The organism is Shewanella sp. KJ2020 (assembly GCF_024197625.1).
GTDB lineage: Bacteria > Pseudomonadota > Gammaproteobacteria > Enterobacterales > Shewanellaceae > Shewanella.
This window is the reverse complement of the sequence record NZ_JAKUKD010000026.1, coordinates 23,740-40,630: the sequence shown is the minus strand read 5'-3', so window position 1 is coordinate 40,630 and position 16,891 is coordinate 23,740. Positions and strand designations below refer to the sequence as shown.

Genomic DNA, 16,891 nt, shown 5'->3' with positions numbered 1-16,891 from the left:
CTGTAAAAAACAAAAATAAAACAAAATGATTACAATTAAACATATATTAAAATTAAATAAACACAATTGTAGAAAAATAAAAAGTGTAAATTATCACTCCCCACTTAACGCCATAGCATCGACTCATAGGCGCCAGAGTAACTTTCGGGCTTAAAACCTTGCTGTAAATAAAGCTTTTTAGCTCGCGTATTTTCCCTCTCCACGGATAAACCAACGGATAAATTACGTATTGCCGCCTCTTGCTTAATGAACGTTAAAACTGCCGAACCCAAACCTCGTCCCCGCATGCTTGGTATAATAATAAAATCAACAAGATGGATTCTATACTCACTGATATCGAGCATGACTTTTCCGACGGCTTGCTGGTGATAAAACAAGATATAAGTGTTGGCATTGGGATATTGTTCCCGATAAGAGGCTTGCTGTAGTCGATATTGTTGCTCCAGCATGGTTTCAACGACCTCACTGGGCAAACCCAGTTCATAAAAAAGCGTTTTTGTAGAATAAAAAAGCTGTGCCATAAATGGGGTGTCGTTTGCATTAGTGGCTTTAGCACTTAAGCCAATTAGTGAATTGAACTCATCTAGCATCATGCTTTTTATCCCAATATAAACGTTGCAACAGTTGGTTATAGGTCATAAATAATTGCAGCCACGATGGGCTTTGCAATTCACTTAGAGGGACCGGTTCATTTGATACAACAGGCGTAAATACTTGCCCCTGCTGTTTTGCATCAAAACGCCAATGATCTTGCCAGCACTCCATTTCATCTTTAGATAATGACCTGCCTAAGATGGTAGAAAGTGTTGTGGGCTGGAAATCCTTTATTTGTTGATAATCCAACAAAATCGCTCGATTTGAGTTCAGTAAAGCATGGGTTAATTGCGCTAGATGCTGTAATACACTGATACGAAATTTATTTAAGCTAAAGGCTGTACTCATAGTTTCTATTTGCTGCATATGCCACTCAGTTGAAAGTAAACCTTGCCCTTCAACCATATGACGACCCGCAAGACGTTGGTGAGAAGCCAAAATATCCTTAGGATTACGTATCAGGCATAGCACGCGGCTCTGGGGGTAAAGTGCTAAAAGCATCGGCCAGTAAGCCAGATCCCAAGCATTCCATTTCACCACTAAATGCCGCTCACTATACCTAAATCGCCCTTGCAGTCTTAAACATAAATCAACCAGCTTTACCTTTAATTCCTGTGACCAAAAGTCATCGCGCATAATATCGCTGCATAGCATAGATTCAGAGATCACAAGGCAATCATTTAGTTTAGAAAAACTACTTGAAACTAAAGTTGAACCACAACGTGACCAATGGAAGATCATGAGGCAAGGATGGATCTCGGGCACTGACTCAAACTGTGTTAAAAGAGGTTTGAGTAATGTTTTGGGTTGGATAAAAATCGCCAATAAACCAAGACGGATATCGCTAATATCATCCTCAAGAAAGGGCTTAGATAATTGATTAAATGCGGGGATCCAGTACATCTCTTTGCTTTGGGAGCAATAGCGATAGGGAAGCCACGCTTGGCTAAATAGCGCTAATTTTGGCGTAAAGTCCTCCCACCGCTGCATATGAATAAAAGTCAGCATTTGGTCTAAAGTAAGCTCAGGCCAAGCCAACCAATCTCCCATTAAGGTGACAAATTGCTCAACACTGCTTGCTTGATGCAGTAACAAAAGTCGGTCAGGCTGATGTAATAACTGCCAATAACGGTTTTGTCTCTCTTGCATATCATTAACCATCAGCAAGCCACAGGGTAAAAGTTAATGTACTGCACCATTCGCGGCAGTTTGGCCAGATTGGGGCTCGCTCCGTGGGGCAAAGCATGGTGCCAAATGATTAAATCACCGGCATTTGCGGCGATGGGTTTAATGGGCCACTCGTCCCAATGCTGTTGCTGTAGTTCGATATCAGATTTGTTCTGACTACGCAGCCACTCCTCTATCTTGAGATGAAATCCGGGGACACAACAGAATGCGCCTTGCTCTGGGCTAGTATCGGTCAGGTAAATTAATCCTTGAGTGCCAAACTCGACGGGGAGTTGCAGTGGCATATCCCAGTGCATATCTGGCCCTGGAAAATGCCAAGTGGTTGTTTCAGGTGGATTAAAGCTGACTCTATCGGTTGTCATCACCAGATCGGTTCGCTGCCACAGCTGTTCAAACACTTGGCGGATTTTGGGCTCTTGTCGGTTCGCATCGAGTTGTGGATAGCGAAACAGCTGCAACATAATTTTCTGCATAAATTCATGGGATTGATACCAAGTCGCAGGATCTTGTTCATTCGCATCTAACTGTTGCCAAATCAAGGCCCGCGTCGCGGCGCATTGTTCTGCCGATAACACTTGAGGGATCACTAAGTAACCTTCACGTTGCCAAAACGCAAGTTGAGCATCGCTGAGCACTTTGCTCGGATGCGATAAGCTCACTTGGGTTGGCGCAGCCCCTTGGGATAAGTCACGCAAGTGTTGATTAATACCGTCAATATCTGCGGCAGTGATTTTAGTGATCTGTTGAATAACATTGATAAATTCTTGTTGGTTATCATATTGGTAGAGCACTTTCATCCCGGGCTCTACTCCTATACCACAAAGATCCAGTAAGGCCTTATCTATATGCCATTCATTAGATAGTTCAATGAAAGGCTCACCCCGTTTACGCAGTTGTATTTTTTGCCAGAGTCGCTGTAGATGATAAATGCCTAAGCAGCTTAAATCGTCACTCCCTGCCAGTGCCATTTTGTGCTCCTGATACTCGAATTTAAAATCAGGATACTCCCCTTGCTGATAGCTAAAGTTCACTCGACTCAACGGCTTAAGCCAAAGTGATTTTTTATATTGAGACAAGGTCAATTGGGACTGATTTTCCGCTAAGCTATGCTCTGCATATACTCGCACTTGGGTAGTGAGCTTCAGGGTAACCGCTTGGGGAGGAAAGTCGGGCAACGGCAAACTGCCTGTCAATATGCTCGGTTCTCCCCGCTTGAGTCGGCGGGCATTGGGCAAATCGAGGCGAAATAACGGCCCTAAATAAGTAAGATCCTTGCCCTTAATATCGAGCCATGCATCCAGTTCAATCGACTCTGGAATTAAACCGCCGCCTTCCCTGAGATAAGCCTGTAGATGACTAAAGATTTGCACCTGAGGCTCCTGCTGTAACAGGTGCTTCATGGTTTCCGAGATAATGAGATCAAAGGTTTGCTGCGGTTCGGGTTGCCACTGGGTAGCATCGGCGCAGACAAACGCCCCCACACGATCGGCTAACTGAAAATGTTTAATCAGCCTAGCGACTTTATCTAACGAGGCTTGATGAATGTCGAGCAAAGTCACTTCAATTTGGCTCGCAGAAAATAACGGCAGTAAAGGTAATAACAACCAAGCAAATGGTCCTGTACCCGCATATAAAATCTGTATTGGTCGTTGCGGATTTAGCGCCAACTTATCCTGTATGGCCTGATAAATACCCTGTATAAACACCCGCCCGCGTTCGGGATCTTCGGCACACTGGGCCGCAGTGGTGAGTGATACCGCCTTACCAAATGGCGTAATACTCGCCTCTGTGTCTAAAAAATACTCGGGGTGTAATTCAATCTCGGTCATGGCACATAATTGCGCCAGCATAGGGTCGATAAGTCGTTTAGCCTTCCCTGCCGAAGAGGCCTGTAATAGCGCGTTGGCGAAGTGAATTAACGCTTTAATATCTGCACTCTGTCCTGATTCAAGCTCTGATCTTTGCGGCATAGACTAACTCCCTTAGCCAAGTATTCACTTCACAATCAATCACTAAATTGATGCGCGCTTCCTGTCCTTTATTCTCAACCCAATGGACTTGGTCGGCATTGATATACCAAAGCTCTCCGGTCCGCATAGGCACACGCTTGCCATCCACATAAAAATTTAAGGCATCATTGGTTTGCAGTGGTAAGTGCAATCTTGCTTCGCCCTGCGCTAAACAGAGCCCTATATCTCTATGGGGCTTGATTTCTGCACCCGGATACAATCGCATCAAACGTACCGATTTAATCGGACAAGTTAATGACTGAAGTAAACTGAGCAAGGTGGGGCTCGAGTCTAGATAAGGTAAATTCTGCCAATGTTGGCCAGCAGTAATGGCAAAGGCTTGCAAGATAGGATGTGCAGCTTGATACTCGGCGGCGCAGCGCAAAGGTAGCACATCCCAACCTCCTTGGAGTCCTTCGCTGTAATCACTATGATTCACATGGGGCAACCAATTTTGCCGCTGCAAGGCGGTTAGCTCTTGCTGTAAACTAAGGGGGTTTGCAACTTGATCTAATAGGGCAAAAGAGCAGATATCCATATCCAAGTGTCTTATTTTTAGGCAAAAACGAATTAACCAAGCCTAGCACAAAGTGTCATGCTGACAAGATAGGCTGATTTAAACCTTCACTCTGAGCTGAGTTAACTACACAGGACATCCCATGTTTGACTGGAAGACGATTGATACTGTACTGCTCGATATGGATGGCACCCTGCTCGATTTACACTTCGACAACCATTTTTGGTTGAGCCTAGTGCCGCAGGAATTGGGCAGACAGAGGGGCATAAGTCACGACCAAGCACAGCAATTAGTGGCCGATGCCTATGGTAAAGTGGCGGGTACGCTGGATTGGTATTGTCTCGACTATTGGCAGACGCAGCTTCAGCTCGACATTATGGGCCTACACCGCACTTTGGTTGACCGTATTCAGTTGCGCCAAGATAGTATGCCCTTTCTCGATGCCCTTGCAGTAGCGGGTAAAAAACGGATTTTAGTGACGAACGCCCACCCTAAAAGTCTGGCCCTAAAGCTTGAACATACTGAGCTTGCGACAGGCTTAGATGCCATGCTCTCAAGCCATGAAACGGGTTATCCCAAGGAGCATCCACAATTTTGGCAGACATTGTTTGAAAAATTTTCTTTAGATCCAAGTCGTTGTCTCTTTATCGATGACAGTGAACCTATACTCAATGCTGCGCGCATCGCAGGGGTGGCCCATCAACTGGGGATCAGCAATCCCGACAGCCAAAAGCCACTCAAAGCCTTTAATGATTTCCCCGCGATTGACGATTACCACTTGCTCTTAGATGATCTTCGCCGCTAGTACCGAATTGACTCCCATAAAAAAGGCACCGCAGGGTGCCTTGTTTGCCGTTCTTATCAACAGAGTCTTAGAGCCCAGGAATTCGCCCTTGATACACTACAGGGAAATAGCCATCACTACCGCGTTTACCTAACATACTTAAGGAGTTACGCATATCTTCTGGCTGTTCGTTGGTTTCTTTAATCTTAGCTGCAACCTTAAGCATATTGCCTTCATCCAACAGCAAAGTACCGACAATCCCTAGCTGGTTCTTGGCTTCATCGGTGGAGATCTGCACTTTACCGTCAACACAACTTAGGCCGAGTTCGATATTGCCAAGAGGGTAATCGCCAAATTGGTTTTTCACATTGGTTTGATTTAAAAACAGTTTTCCCGTTAACTGCTCACACCAAGGCTTGCCCTGTTCTAAGGTTTCAATCAGCAGACTCACCTCACCTTGGATCTCGGTCCTAAAGGGTAGCTTAGCGTTGCCAATCAAGAAACTATCGGGCGCTTCGAAGCGTAAACCCTGGGCGCTAACGCCGCCCATAGACCAAGTCACAATCCCTTTAGCACTTACGGGTGTAGCGCGGCTACCGACTTGAATATCGACGCGCACTTTACCTAACAACAATGCCCAAGGGCTGAGTTCCCAACGCACTTGCTCAAGCTGTCTTTGCTGTAGGTTCAAGCTCTCAATACTGCCGGACCAAATACTGCCACTTACCCCTGATACACTCATATTTGCAGGTAATGGTGCTAGGCTCAGCGCTATGTTGGCCGGGAATAATGCCACTAAAAAGACTAAATAAATCAGTACGCCTATGATGATTTTTTTTATCAAGCTCACAACTACACCTTACCTATTGCGCTAATTGGATGCGTCTCACTTTGACATAACCTGGCGCGTCGGCCTCCGCCAAATCCACACTCTCAAGGGACAAACCCTTTGTTTGCACTAGCTCGCCAAGATAACCGAGCAAGGCATCGAATGGCACATCGTCCATCCACACTTGGATCTTATCGCCCTGGGGCTGCATGCGAGTAATCACTAACCCATAGTTGCCCGCAGTTTGGTTAACGACCGAACTTAAGCTCCCAGAAGCACTAGGTTTAGCCCCTGCTTGCTTAAGGCCTGCAATTTTATTAGCCGTCTGTTTTACATAGTTTAAGGTCTGTTGCTGTGCACTAAGATTACGCAGCGCATCCGCCTCAGCCTGGGCTATGGGCGCCCAAACGCCCCAGTAGAGCACGCCAACCACTAAAAATACGCCACCAAACCCGACTAACTGTTGCTCTCGGGATGCAAGCCCTTGCCACCAAGTCCGCAAATTATCCATCTTATTTGCTCCTCAAAGTTAAGGTGCTGGTGACTTGATCTTCACCGCTATTCATAGTGCCGCCATCCATTTGGAAACGACGACCAACAATCTCTTTAAACTTCTCAATTTGCGCGTAGTCCTTGGCGGTGACTTGCATACGGATCTCGTTGCGGGCGCTCTCAAATCTTAGGGTGTTTGGTTTGAGTTCCGGCACTTGTTTAAAGGCATCCTGCAGACCATCGAGCATCGCAAAAAACTCGGCGCCACTGCCTTGTCCCTGTAAGGAGCGCAATTGGCTTTCCATCTGCGAACGTAGGTTCACTATCCGAGAATTCCCCGGCACCACCTGTTGATAAATAGCCTCACTCTGGGCTTTTAGATCGGCAATCTGGCCGTTCACTTGGTAGATGGTCAGCCCTTTGTTCACTAATGCCAGCAGACAAGCGACGGCAAGCACGATCGCGGCATTTTTCCACTGGAGTAGCTGCTTACTGTACTCGCGCTTAGGCGTATACACACCCGTGAGTAAATTAACCGGCGCATGTAAAATGCCACGGGCGAGCACTAACATCGGCAAATCTAAGGGTTGAGGTTTAAGCTCCACACCTTCGAGGCTCATCTCGGTATAACTCGCCACTGAGACTTCCTGCCCTTTTTCGACGAGTTGTTTCATCGCCACTGGCAGCCAAGGCAGAGGCAGGCTTTGTCCCGTGCCAAGGCCCGTTCTTAAAAGCAGTTCATTACCAAAATTCATTGCTGCCCATTGGCACTCCTGCAATGGCAAGGCTAAACAATCGGGGACGATACGTTTGACCTTTAACCCAGCTTCGGCCAAGCAACTGAGCCAAGTTTGCATTTGCTCGTGGGCAACCGCAATCACACTTAACGCGTCGCCACTTCGCGGCCCAACGGTAAAATGCATAGCGTCCACATCATCGGCGATGGATTCTTCCAGCATAAAAGGCAGTGCCTTTAGGGCTTGGCGTTGGCCTTTTTCGGGCAGATTCACACTGGTTAATGTCATTGCCGAGGCAGGCACAAGCACATCGATGGGACGATTCCCCGCCCGCTCGGTTAAGCTTGATAAACCTTGGGCGTTGGCAAGTTCGCCGGAGGCGATAATCTCTTGTTCTTGCTCGGACCATACCAACCAAGAGCAAGCCTGCTCTGCGGTTCTGCCTAAGCGAATAAATAGCCGTTCACACACAGTTTTTCTCCACCAGCTTCAACCTTAAAGGTTGAGCGTGTTTGCTATTATTTTTGTCCACCAAACTGACGGGTGAGCACATCGATTTTGTTACCGCTGCTCGTTTTGAGCACGCTCTCCATCCTAAAGATGGCGTTGTCGACCTTAGCGCCAGAGGCAAGGAGGAAATACTGGCTGTCCACCACAAAACTGGACTTCATCGCATCTTCCCACTTGATCGACCCCATGGAGGAGGAGCCATAAAAATCATCAATCTTAGCAAAACCATCACCGGGGCGTTGATTAATAATGCTTTCTGCCTCGCCGACGGATATCTGATTATCGACCATGGCGGCGAGCAGTGCGGCTTGCTCGCCCTCTAGGGTGTTTACATTGAGCAGTTGTCTATCATTCCCCGGAATAACACAAATATAGGGCAATAATTTCAGATAAATATCTTGGGTGTAACCTATCACGGCCCTTAACTCACTGCGGTGGTTCATCAGGGTATTCGCCGCACGATAGGGAACATGTCGAGCTTCGTATTCCGCATCTTCGGCGCCATAGGGACTCGCCACTGTATCTTCATCAATATAATCTTTCAGAGTTTGCGTAAGATGGTCCGCGGTAAAGTCATCCATCCCTAAACTGGTTAATAATGCCTTATATTGTCTCGCCGCTAAGGGCAGTTTAGGTTGGCCGTTTTCCAGTTCTTTTGTGGTGACCGACAGGGCATTTAAATTAAAGCAGGCCCGCATATCGGTGATCTTGCCGCCAATTTCACCATGTTCAGCCGGAAAAACCACATCACTCATCGCCCAATATTGCTGCCTGTGCACTCGGCCTTCTGAGTCCTCTAAGTCCTGCTTGAGGATCTTCTTCGCTAACTCTTCGGCCGACATCGCGTACCAATAGGCTTGATCGTACTGGGCTAAATTTAAGGTTCGGCGCATCGACAACTGATTGCGACTGGTAATGTTGGTGGCAATAATCACCACCAAGGCCACGATCAGCAGTACCACGATTAAGGCAACGCCGCGCTGTTTAGACCGCAATGGGGTTATCATTCGCGGCCCTCATCTTCAGGATCGCCATTTCCTGGATCGCCAGAATCATCACCCGGGTCGTTCCCCGAACCATCACCACTGCCATCATCATCTTTATCTTTGTTCGCATCGTCCGGATTGTCGTCTTTATTATCGTCATCCTTAGACTTCTCTGGGGCGCTAGCACCCAGCGGCAGCATAAACTTACGCTGGATTTTGCCTAAACCTTCAATTTCGACTTCCATGGCAATGGCTTTAGGTAGCTTAGTCGCCTCGACTTTACGCTCCCATTTATCTTCCATAAAGAAGGAGTATTCCACCGATAACACTTTGTCGATAATCACCGTTTTAAGCGGCTCGGCACCGAATTCGGGTTCTGGATAGGGAAAATACCAACGCTCCAATCGCCCTTCCCGCACGACATAGGCCACAGACTGCAAACTGCCGCGGGGCAGCAAACCGTCGGGATTGAGCCAGCCTAATCGATAGAATACTAAGGCCTCAGACTCCGACTCTAAAATATCATTGCCAGTCTGAAAGACGGTATTACCGCGGCCACCTTCAAGTAATCTGGGGGTACGCGCCACCATTTGGCTCAGGTCTCGCTCTATCGCGCCAAAACCTTGCTGCAATGCCTTTAAACGAACCGAGAAGTTTTTTGTCACTTCATCGTTAGTCAATACTGTGCTTAATACCGCATTGGCGGCTAAACCTATCATGGCAAAAATCGCAATCGCGATCAGCATTTCAAGCAGGGTAAACCCCCTGTGAGCCCTAGTTTGTTTTAAGAACATAACTGCTCACTTGTGCTGCAATACGCTGATAACGCTCATCTTCGCTGACGCTAATGCGGATCATCCGAAAGTTATCATCCGTAGTTTTCACCACTTCTTTACGCCAATACCAATCCTTACCCGCAAGTTCTACCTGTCCTTCTTTTTTGCCAAGTTCTGGAAATTGAGGGTCGAGTCTGGCATCCACCATTTGGTTATCGGCTACCCATTGGGCCAAGGTACGCGATTCCAGAATCGGCATATTTGCCATCTGCTCACCCAAGCTCTTAGTGATAGACACGGCCGCGATAGAAAACACCGCCAGCGCGACGATCACCTCGAGTAAGGTCATGCCCTTAGCGTACTTCATCGGGGCGTCCTAGGGTTAAGCGGCCAAGTGAATCACCAACAACCAACACATCGATCTCACCTTGGTCTGTCTTTGCTATAAAGCTGAGTTCAAAGGCACTCATTTCACCACTTGGCAGCAACAGGATCTGTGGCTCTGGGTGTTTCTTCTTATCCTCGGCCGAAGGCTCTATCAGTGGCTCTTCGAACCAAGACTCCTCGGTTTCATCCTCTTGCACTAAGGGCAAACCATCGAGCACCAGATTGAGGGTTACACCCGGATCCATCTGTTTTTCAGACAGTATTCTGTCTTTCTCCAGAGGGTGCCATTTACTGTCTTTATAATACACAAACTGATAGCTGGTTTTTTCAACCACGATACCGACGAAATAGCCGCTCAATACGGTTTCATCGAGCACTAATTCGGTGGCGGCAATAAACTGCTGCGCCGTTCTCTCTAGCGCCTGTTGTGGCCCAGAATTGCCAATAGACATAGTCACCGCGGCAGCGGCGAGTCCCATCAGCAGGATCACCAGCATCACCTCCATTAAGGTGAAGCCGGCGTGACGCAGCTTTAACATCCTATTGGAAGTTCTGTAGGTTCCAGTTACCGATATCATCCTCGGTACCTGGTTGGCCATCAGGGCCTGCACTGAAAATATCGAGCTTGCTGTTTTCGCCTGGGCTCAACAACAGATAGTTATTGCGCCATGGGTCCTGTGGCAGACGTTTCACATAGCCTTCTTCACGGTAGTTACGCGGTTCTGGCGAAATGGTTGGCTTTTGCACTAAGGCTTCTAAACCCTGCTCGGTCGTTGGGTAGACACCGTTATCTAACTTGTACATATCTAAGGCATTTTCGAGGGCGACTATGTCAGATACGGCTTTTTGTTGGTCGGCTTTATCTTTGTTACCCATTAAGTTTGGTACCACCATAGAGGCTAAAATACCTAGGATAACGATCACCACCATCACTTCGAGTAAGGTAAAACCCTTGTGTTTTTTATTCATTTGCATCTATTACTTCTCCTAAAAAAACCGACGCCATTACAGAATGTCCATGGCCCATAAATCTAAAAAATTAACCGCTAATCAAATTGTTTAGCGCCAATATAGGTTGCAAAATTGCCATCACGATAAAGAGCACAACCCCAGCCATGCTCACCACCAACATAGGTTCGAATACCCCAAGGGCAATAGTCACATTCCCCTCAAATTCCCTATCTTGGTTGTCCGCGGCCCGCTCTAACATCTGTTCTAACTGGCCACTCTTCTCTCCCGAGGCAATCATATATAACATCATTGCTGGAAACAGCTTAGTGTTAGTCAACGCGGCGCCTAGGCTAGTTCCTTCCCGAACCCGAGCGGTAGCATCATCCACGGCCGCCCGAACTCTGACATTCTGTAAGACTTCGCTGGCGATACGCATGCCATCGAGCAGAGGCACCGAACTGGCCGATAAGATACTTAAGGTACGGGCAAAACGCGCGGTATTTAAGCCCTTACTGACTCGACCAATGACGGGCATTTTCAGCAAAAAACTGTGGTATTTCATCCTAAATGCCACCGATTTCAACATTCGCTGAAACACAACGAACAGCATCACAATGGCTAGCACCAAAAACAGGCCATAATTTTGTACAAAGTCCGAGGCGGCAATCAAGAAACGAGTCGTCGCTGGCAGTTCGGCGCCCATATGCTCGAATTGTCCCACCACCTTGGGCACCACAGCCGCAAGTAATACCGAAATCACCCCAATAGCCACAAGCGTTAACACTATGGGATAGATCATCGCCTGCTGCAGCTTAGATTTGAGTTGTTGGCGGCGTTCAGTGTAATCGGCCAGCCGATTGAGCACGACTTCTAAGTGACCGGACTTTTCACCCGAGGCCACCATGGCGCGGTATAAATCATCAAAAATATGTGGAAATTCTGCGAGGGAGTCCGCCAGGCTATAACCTTCGACGACCCTAGAGCGCACCGCCATAATCATGCTCGCCAGACGGTCCTTCTCACACTGTTGTCCGACAGCTTTGAGGGATTCCTCAATGGGTAAACCGGCAGCAACTAAGGTGGCAATTTGGCGGGTGATCAGCGCGAGTTCAGCGACCGAGATCCCCCGCTTAAAAAAAGCAAAACCACTGCTCTTGGCTTTAGCTTCTTTCTCGGTGACGGGGAGGATCTCCAACGGCATCATGCGCTGATCGCGCAATTGGCTGCGGGCGTGTCTGGCGGTATCCGCCTCTATCACGCCCTTGAGTTGCTTTCCCTTGGCGTCCAGCGCCTTATATTCAAATGCTGGCATAGCTTACTCCTCGCGGGTCACCCTGAGCACTTCTTCGAGTGTGGTGATGCCTGAGAGCACTTTACTCATGCCATCGTGGCGAATACTCGGTACAAACTGACGAATATATTTCTCGATCGCTAACTCACCACGACCGCCGTGGATAAGCTCGCGCACATTATCATCCACCAGCAGTAGCTCGTGGATACCTGTACGACCACGGTAACCACTATTACCACAGGCCTTACAGCCATTGGCGCGGAAAATATACCGATGATCATCCGCACTTATCCCGAGCAATTCACGCTCACGTTCGTCGGGAACGTGCTCGATTTTACATTTTGGGCAGAGGGTGCGGATCAAGCGCTGGGCCAATACGCCAAGCAAGCTCGAGGATACGAGGAATGGCTCAACGCCCATATCCTGCAGACGGGTGATAGCACCGGATGCGGTGTTAGTGTGCAGAGTCGAGATCACCATATGCCCCGTCAGTGACGCCTGCACCGCAATTTGCGCGGTTTCAAGGTCACGGATCTCACCTATCATCACCACATCGGGGTCTTGACGCAGGATCGCCCGCAGACCACGGGCGAAGGTCATGTCCGCCTTAGTGTTAACTTGGGTTTGACCTATGCCTTCTAATTCATATTCTATGGGATCTTCAACAGTTAAAATATTGGTATCCTTCGAGTTGATTTCGGTAAGCCCCGCATATAAGGTCGTACTCTTACCAGAACCCGTAGGGCCCGTGACTAAGATAATGCCGTGGGGACGACGAATAAGTTCATCGAACTTAACGCGGATACTATCCGTCATACCTAATTGTTTTAAATCAAGATTACCGGCATTTTTATCGAGTAAACGCAGCACGACCCGCTCACCATGGCTCGATGGCATAGTCGATACCCGCACATCCACAGCACGGCCCGCAATTCGCAGGGAAATACGGCCATCCTGGGGCACACGTTTCTCGGCAATATCGAGGCGCGCCATGACCTTAATCCGCGACACTAGCAGTGACGATAGCTTACGGTTTGGCTTAAGCACTTCCTTGAGTACACCATCGATACGAAAACGCACTACCAGTTGTTTCTCGTAGGTCTCGATATGGATATCCGAGGCCTCTTCTTTAATAGCTTCGGATAACAGGGCGTTGATCAGCTTGATAATGGGGGCGTCATCATCGCCCTCGAGCAGATCTTCGGTTTGCGGCAACTCTTCGGCAAGGGTGAATAAATCCATCTCGTTGCCAATATCTTCCATCAGTTGCTGGGCCTCTGAGGAATTAGCCTGATAGGCCTGGGTTAATTTAGCCTCAAATTTACCCGCCTCGAGCTGCACTAAGGGTAAATCCACCCCCGAATAACGGCGCGCTTCGAGCATGGCTGCCAAAGGAGTTTTAGCCGTATAAAACAAGCTCAGTTCGCCATTCTCACCATAGGCCAAAATCACCTCATGGCGATGGGCGAAGGCGAAGGGTAAGCGCTCTTTACTGCTGGAGCGAAATACCTCATCACCTTCGGCTTCAAGACCTAGTTCATTCGACACTAGGCTTAAATCCTCGACTTGGGATACTTGTATCTCACTCATTGGTATCATCTTTCTTTTTGTTTTCATCCAGCGTCTTGAGGGTAGAGTCCGTTTTACGCATCTGAGTATCTAGACCTTTACCTTCTTTATAACGCTCTAAAATATCGTTCACTTCCGGCGGCAAGTATTCAGACTGGTTCCACTCCTCTAATACTGGTACTTGAGTATCAGGCATTAGATTGACACCACGATTCTGCTGCTCAAGCTGCAAGGCTCTGAAATAGTTATATTTGCGACCCGCGATCCCTTCCATAGTCACACCATCACGGATAATGGTTGGCTTAATAAAGATCATCAGATTCTTCTTGGTCTTCTTACTGGAAGAAGATTTGAACAGATGGCCTAGGATAGGAATATCGCCAAGGAAAGGCACCTTTTGCACGCTTTCCTGCACTTCTTCGTTGATCAAACCACCGAGCACTACAATTTGACCCGAATCGGCCATCACTGTGGTAGTTAAACGACGAGTGGCAAAGGAGATATCCACACCCGTGTTACCATTAACGCCAGAGACTTCCTGCTCGATAGCCAGTTTAACGGCGTTGCCTTCGTTAATTTGCGGCACCACTTTAAGCTTCACCCCAACCTCTTTACGCTCAACGGTTTGGAATGGATTGCTGTTGTTCGAGCTGGCAGTTGAACCCGTCAGGATAGGGACTTCATCACCGACGATAAACGAGGCTTCTTGGTTATCTAAGGTGGTGATAGAAGGCGTTGCGAGTACGTTAGAGTTAGTGTCACTCGAGACGGCCTGAATCAGCGCGCCAAAGTCACCCATGGCCACACCCCAAGCCATACCGTTAACTTTACCTAAGGCTTGGGCTAGCAGAGTCACATCACCTCTAGTATCTGGATTTGTTGTCGTGACGGGATTGCCATTACCATCGATAGTAGTGACTGTGTCCCCATCTTCTCCCTGCGCCTGCCAGATACCCGCACCGATTTCGCCTATGGTTGGGCCTAGGTTATTAAACTGAGTACCACCGCCCGATTTTGAGGCCCATTGCACACCAAAGCCAACGTTATCCCCCTCGGCAACTTCCACGATAATGGCTTCAACCAGTACCTGTGCACGGCGGATATCGAGCTGGTTGATCACGCTCTCTATGGTGCGCATCTGATCTGGCTCGGCACTGATCACCAGAGCATTGGTATCGGTATGCGCCATAATGTTGATTTCATTGCGACGTTTAGCACCAGCCTGGGCGCTTGGATCTTTTTCACCTTCTAGTTTTTGCGCAAAACCGGTCAGCACTTCGACTAAATCTTCCGCCTTGGCATAGCGTAAATAACGCACCTTAGTATTGCCTGTGCTCGCCTGCTCGGCATCGAGGCGGTGGATAAGCTCAACCACACGCTGGCGGCTCTTTTCATCGCCACTCACTACAACGGCGTTAATACGCTCATCCGCGACCACTTTGGGTGCTTGCCCGGGTAATTGCGATTGGTTCGCCGTTGCACGGTAGAGGGTATCGATAATCCGCACCATTTCACCGGCGGAGGCGAACTCTAACGGCACCACTTGTACCGAGGTATCGCCCTGTTTGTCCACGCGGCGAACAATTTCCACTAACTTATTCACCACGGCAGCACGGCCAGAGAGCATCAACACGTTTGACGGATCATAGTTAACCACGTTGCCGCCACCGGCGTTATCGTTTAACTGACGCAGCAGCGGCGCGAGTTGCTTCGCCTCTGTGTTATACAGCGCCACAATACGGGTCACCATTTCATCCCCAAGGCCTGGGTCGTTATCGTTGGCAACACGGATAGCAGCGGTTTTGGCGTCTTTATCCTTGATGACCTTAATAACGTTATTTTCCATCTCGACTATCGCATAGCCGTAGACCTGCAGGACGTTGAGGAAAAATTGATAATACTGTTCATCGTTCAGCAAGTCGTAACTGCGCACGTTGATTTTGCCGCGTATCGTTGGGTCAACAATAATGGTCTTATTCAGATTTTTACCAACGATGTTGATAAATTCTTGGATATCGGTGCCTTTAAAGTTGGCCGCATATTGTTCGGACCAAACAAATTGGGAGGTAAACATGGCGGCGCCCGCCACAACTCCGGCAATCAGTTTGCGTCGAATCCTTTTGTTATTCATTATTTTACTTTCCTCTAACGCGTGTTATTGCGGCAAACTAAACATGATTTCAACCAATTGTCCTTCCCGCTCAACCATAATGGAAACTTCAGTTAGCTCTGGTAATTGGCTCATCATTTCTAATGCCTGACTCATTACTGTCAGGTCATATCCATTAATCGATTTGGCTAAGTCATTGGCTTTAAAGCCTGCTTGTTTAAATAAATTGACATCTTTGCCGGGATTCAGACGATAGCCGACCACATTTTCGCCCTGTTTTACCGGAGAAATGGCGATGTAATCGGTAATTTTACTGGGGTCGGCCAATAGCTCACTGCGGGATTCGGCCAACTCTTGGGAGATTTCGGCATTTTTACGCTGATCGACACGGCTAGCGACTTCAACCTTATCGCCCTTGGCTTTTTGTAACTGCTGATTGGCGGGGCTTTGACTGGTATACACTAGACCGTCGAGCATCAAGGTCTCATAGCGGCCTGCGTTGGTGATAATAATACGGTCGGCGTAGACTTCTTTAAGTGAGGCTGAGGTGCCTTTAATCTTATCGCCAAGGCTATAGGTTTCTTGGCTGCCACTGGATTCGATAATGGCGAGACCCTTTTGATCGGCCGTCGAAGCCACCACACCCGTTAACTGGATAGACAGGGTCGTCTTAGGTGCATCGGTAACAGTTTCAACGACTTCAGCCTTAGGTTGCTCGGATTTAGGCGCGGCAGTGCCGAAGAGTCCCAGTTGTTGCAGAGCGGCGAGATCGACTTGTCCAGCCCCTTTTCCAGTCGTCACGGCCGTCGGGGACCAAGCGCTTGGGGATGAGGTTGTCGGTACGAGTTTCCATGTAATTTGCGCGGCTAACAGTAAACTCACCACTAAACCTAGCCAAAAAACAAACTGGCTCAATGGCTTATGTGGGATACCGGCGGCTTTCGCGATAACTTTATCTAATAAATCCATATTTATGTGGACCCTCAATACAGGTCTCTGTTCTGATTAGGTAATAATAATGCCCGCCACATGCTAACCTAGGCTGCATTTGGCAACAACCCCATAACAGTATTGCAATTGGCGAAAATTGCCCAATTATGCTAACTTTGCCCGCCTTAAAAGGGTGTGAAGCATGCCTCCCTTTAACATAATAGAAATGCG

General features: G+C 48.1%; 17 protein-coding genes. 1 reads left to right on the top strand and 16 read right to left on the bottom strand.

What is annotated here, in order from left to right:
- Nucleotides 1-104: 104 nt before the first annotated feature.
- The 4 genes from MJO46_RS13890 to MJO46_RS13875 are packed head-to-tail and all read right to left on the bottom strand — an operon-like array spanning nucleotide 105 to nucleotide 4,329.
- Complete coding sequence (locus tag MJO46_RS13890; RefSeq protein WP_253989811.1) at nucleotides 105-593, bottom strand: N-acetyltransferase; 489 nt, start codon at nucleotides 591-593, stop codon at nucleotides 105-107.
- The gene (locus tag MJO46_RS13885; protein WP_253989810.1) at nucleotides 580-1,743 is read right to left on the bottom strand and encodes a sulfotransferase domain-containing protein; all 1,164 of its coding nucleotides are present in this window, start codon (nucleotides 1,741-1,743) and stop codon (nucleotides 580-582) included. The genes MJO46_RS13890 and MJO46_RS13885 overlap by 14 nt, the downstream gene beginning before the upstream one ends.
- Nucleotides 1,744-1,754: 11 nt before the next feature.
- Nucleotides 1,755-3,752 carry a phytanoyl-CoA dioxygenase family protein gene (locus tag MJO46_RS13880; RefSeq protein ID WP_253989809.1) on the bottom strand — a complete coding sequence of 666 codons (1,998 nt, stop codon included), beginning with the start codon at nucleotides 3,750-3,752 and terminating at the stop codon, nucleotides 1,755-1,757.
- Entirely contained in the window at nucleotides 3,730-4,329 is a 600-nt protein-coding gene (locus MJO46_RS13875) for an aspartyl/asparaginyl beta-hydroxylase domain-containing protein (RefSeq protein WP_253989808.1), read from the bottom strand. The genes MJO46_RS13880 and MJO46_RS13875 overlap by 23 nt, the downstream gene beginning before the upstream one ends.
- A gap of 121 nt (nucleotides 4,330-4,450) precedes the next feature.
- On the opposite strand from MJO46_RS13875, the gene yrfG reads away from it, so the two are divergent.
- The gene (yrfG, locus tag MJO46_RS13870; RefSeq protein WP_253989807.1) at nucleotides 4,451-5,113 is read left to right on the top strand and encodes a GMP/IMP nucleotidase; all 663 of its coding nucleotides are present in this window, start codon (nucleotides 4,451-4,453) and stop codon (nucleotides 5,111-5,113) included.
- A gap of 67 nt (nucleotides 5,114-5,180) precedes the next feature.
- Here yrfG and MJO46_RS13865 read toward each other — a convergent pair whose 3' ends face one another.
- From MJO46_RS13865 to gspC, 12 genes are all read right to left on the bottom strand, one after another.
- Nucleotides 5,181-5,942, bottom strand: coding sequence for a type II secretion system protein N (locus MJO46_RS13865; protein ID WP_253989806.1), 762 nt, complete (start codon nucleotides 5,940-5,942; stop codon nucleotides 5,181-5,183).
- Between the two features lie 13 nt (nucleotides 5,943-5,955).
- Complete coding sequence (locus MJO46_RS13860; protein WP_253989805.1) at nucleotides 5,956-6,432, bottom strand: type II secretion system protein M; 477 nt, start codon at nucleotides 6,430-6,432, stop codon at nucleotides 5,956-5,958.
- A 1-nt stretch (nucleotide 6,433) separates the two neighbouring features.
- The gene (gspL, locus tag MJO46_RS13855; protein WP_253989804.1) at nucleotides 6,434-7,621 is read right to left on the bottom strand and encodes a type II secretion system protein GspL; all 1,188 of its coding nucleotides are present in this window, start codon (nucleotides 7,619-7,621) and stop codon (nucleotides 6,434-6,436) included.
- Nucleotides 7,622-7,668: 47 nt separating this feature from the next.
- Complete coding sequence (gspK, locus tag MJO46_RS13850; protein WP_253989803.1) at nucleotides 7,669-8,667, bottom strand: type II secretion system minor pseudopilin GspK; 999 nt, start codon at nucleotides 8,665-8,667, stop codon at nucleotides 7,669-7,671.
- On the bottom strand, nucleotides 8,664-9,440 hold the full coding sequence (gene gspJ, locus MJO46_RS13845) for a type II secretion system minor pseudopilin GspJ (RefSeq protein ID WP_253989802.1): 777 nt from the start codon (nucleotides 9,438-9,440) through the stop codon (nucleotides 8,664-8,666). The genes gspK and gspJ overlap by 4 nt, the downstream gene beginning before the upstream one ends.
- Nucleotides 9,421-9,789 (bottom strand): type II secretion system minor pseudopilin GspI, encoded by a 369-nt coding sequence (gene gspI, locus MJO46_RS13840; RefSeq protein ID WP_253989801.1) that lies wholly within the window; start codon nucleotides 9,787-9,789, stop codon nucleotides 9,421-9,423. Before gspI ends, gspJ begins: the two co-directional genes overlap by 20 nt.
- Nucleotides 9,776-10,348: a type II secretion system minor pseudopilin GspH gene (gspH, locus tag MJO46_RS13835; protein WP_253989800.1), complete on the bottom strand. Its 573-nt coding sequence runs from the start codon at nucleotides 10,346-10,348 to the stop codon at nucleotides 9,776-9,778. The genes gspI and gspH overlap by 14 nt, the downstream gene beginning before the upstream one ends.
- A 1-nt stretch (nucleotide 10,349) precedes the next feature.
- On the bottom strand, nucleotides 10,350-10,784 hold the full coding sequence (gspG, locus tag MJO46_RS13830; RefSeq protein WP_011715426.1) for a type II secretion system major pseudopilin GspG: 435 nt from the start codon (nucleotides 10,782-10,784) through the stop codon (nucleotides 10,350-10,352).
- 64 nt (nucleotides 10,785-10,848) lie between these two features.
- Complete coding sequence (gspF, locus tag MJO46_RS13825) at nucleotides 10,849-12,072, bottom strand: type II secretion system inner membrane protein GspF (RefSeq protein ID WP_253989799.1); 1,224 nt, start codon at nucleotides 12,070-12,072, stop codon at nucleotides 10,849-10,851.
- A 3-nt stretch (nucleotides 12,073-12,075) separates the two neighbouring features.
- Nucleotides 12,076-13,641, bottom strand: a complete 1,566-nt coding sequence (gene gspE / locus MJO46_RS13820; RefSeq protein WP_253989798.1) for a type II secretion system ATPase GspE — start codon at nucleotides 13,639-13,641, stop codon at nucleotides 12,076-12,078.
- On the bottom strand, nucleotides 13,634-15,751 hold the full coding sequence (gene gspD / locus MJO46_RS13815) for a type II secretion system secretin GspD (protein WP_253989797.1): 2,118 nt from the start codon (nucleotides 15,749-15,751) through the stop codon (nucleotides 13,634-13,636). Before gspD ends, gspE begins: the two co-directional genes overlap by 8 nt.
- A gap of 24 nt (nucleotides 15,752-15,775) precedes the next feature.
- Nucleotides 15,776-16,699, bottom strand: coding sequence for a type II secretion system protein GspC (gspC, locus tag MJO46_RS13810; RefSeq protein WP_253989796.1), 924 nt, complete (start codon nucleotides 16,697-16,699; stop codon nucleotides 15,776-15,778).
- Nucleotides 16,700-16,891 lie beyond the last annotated feature (192 nt).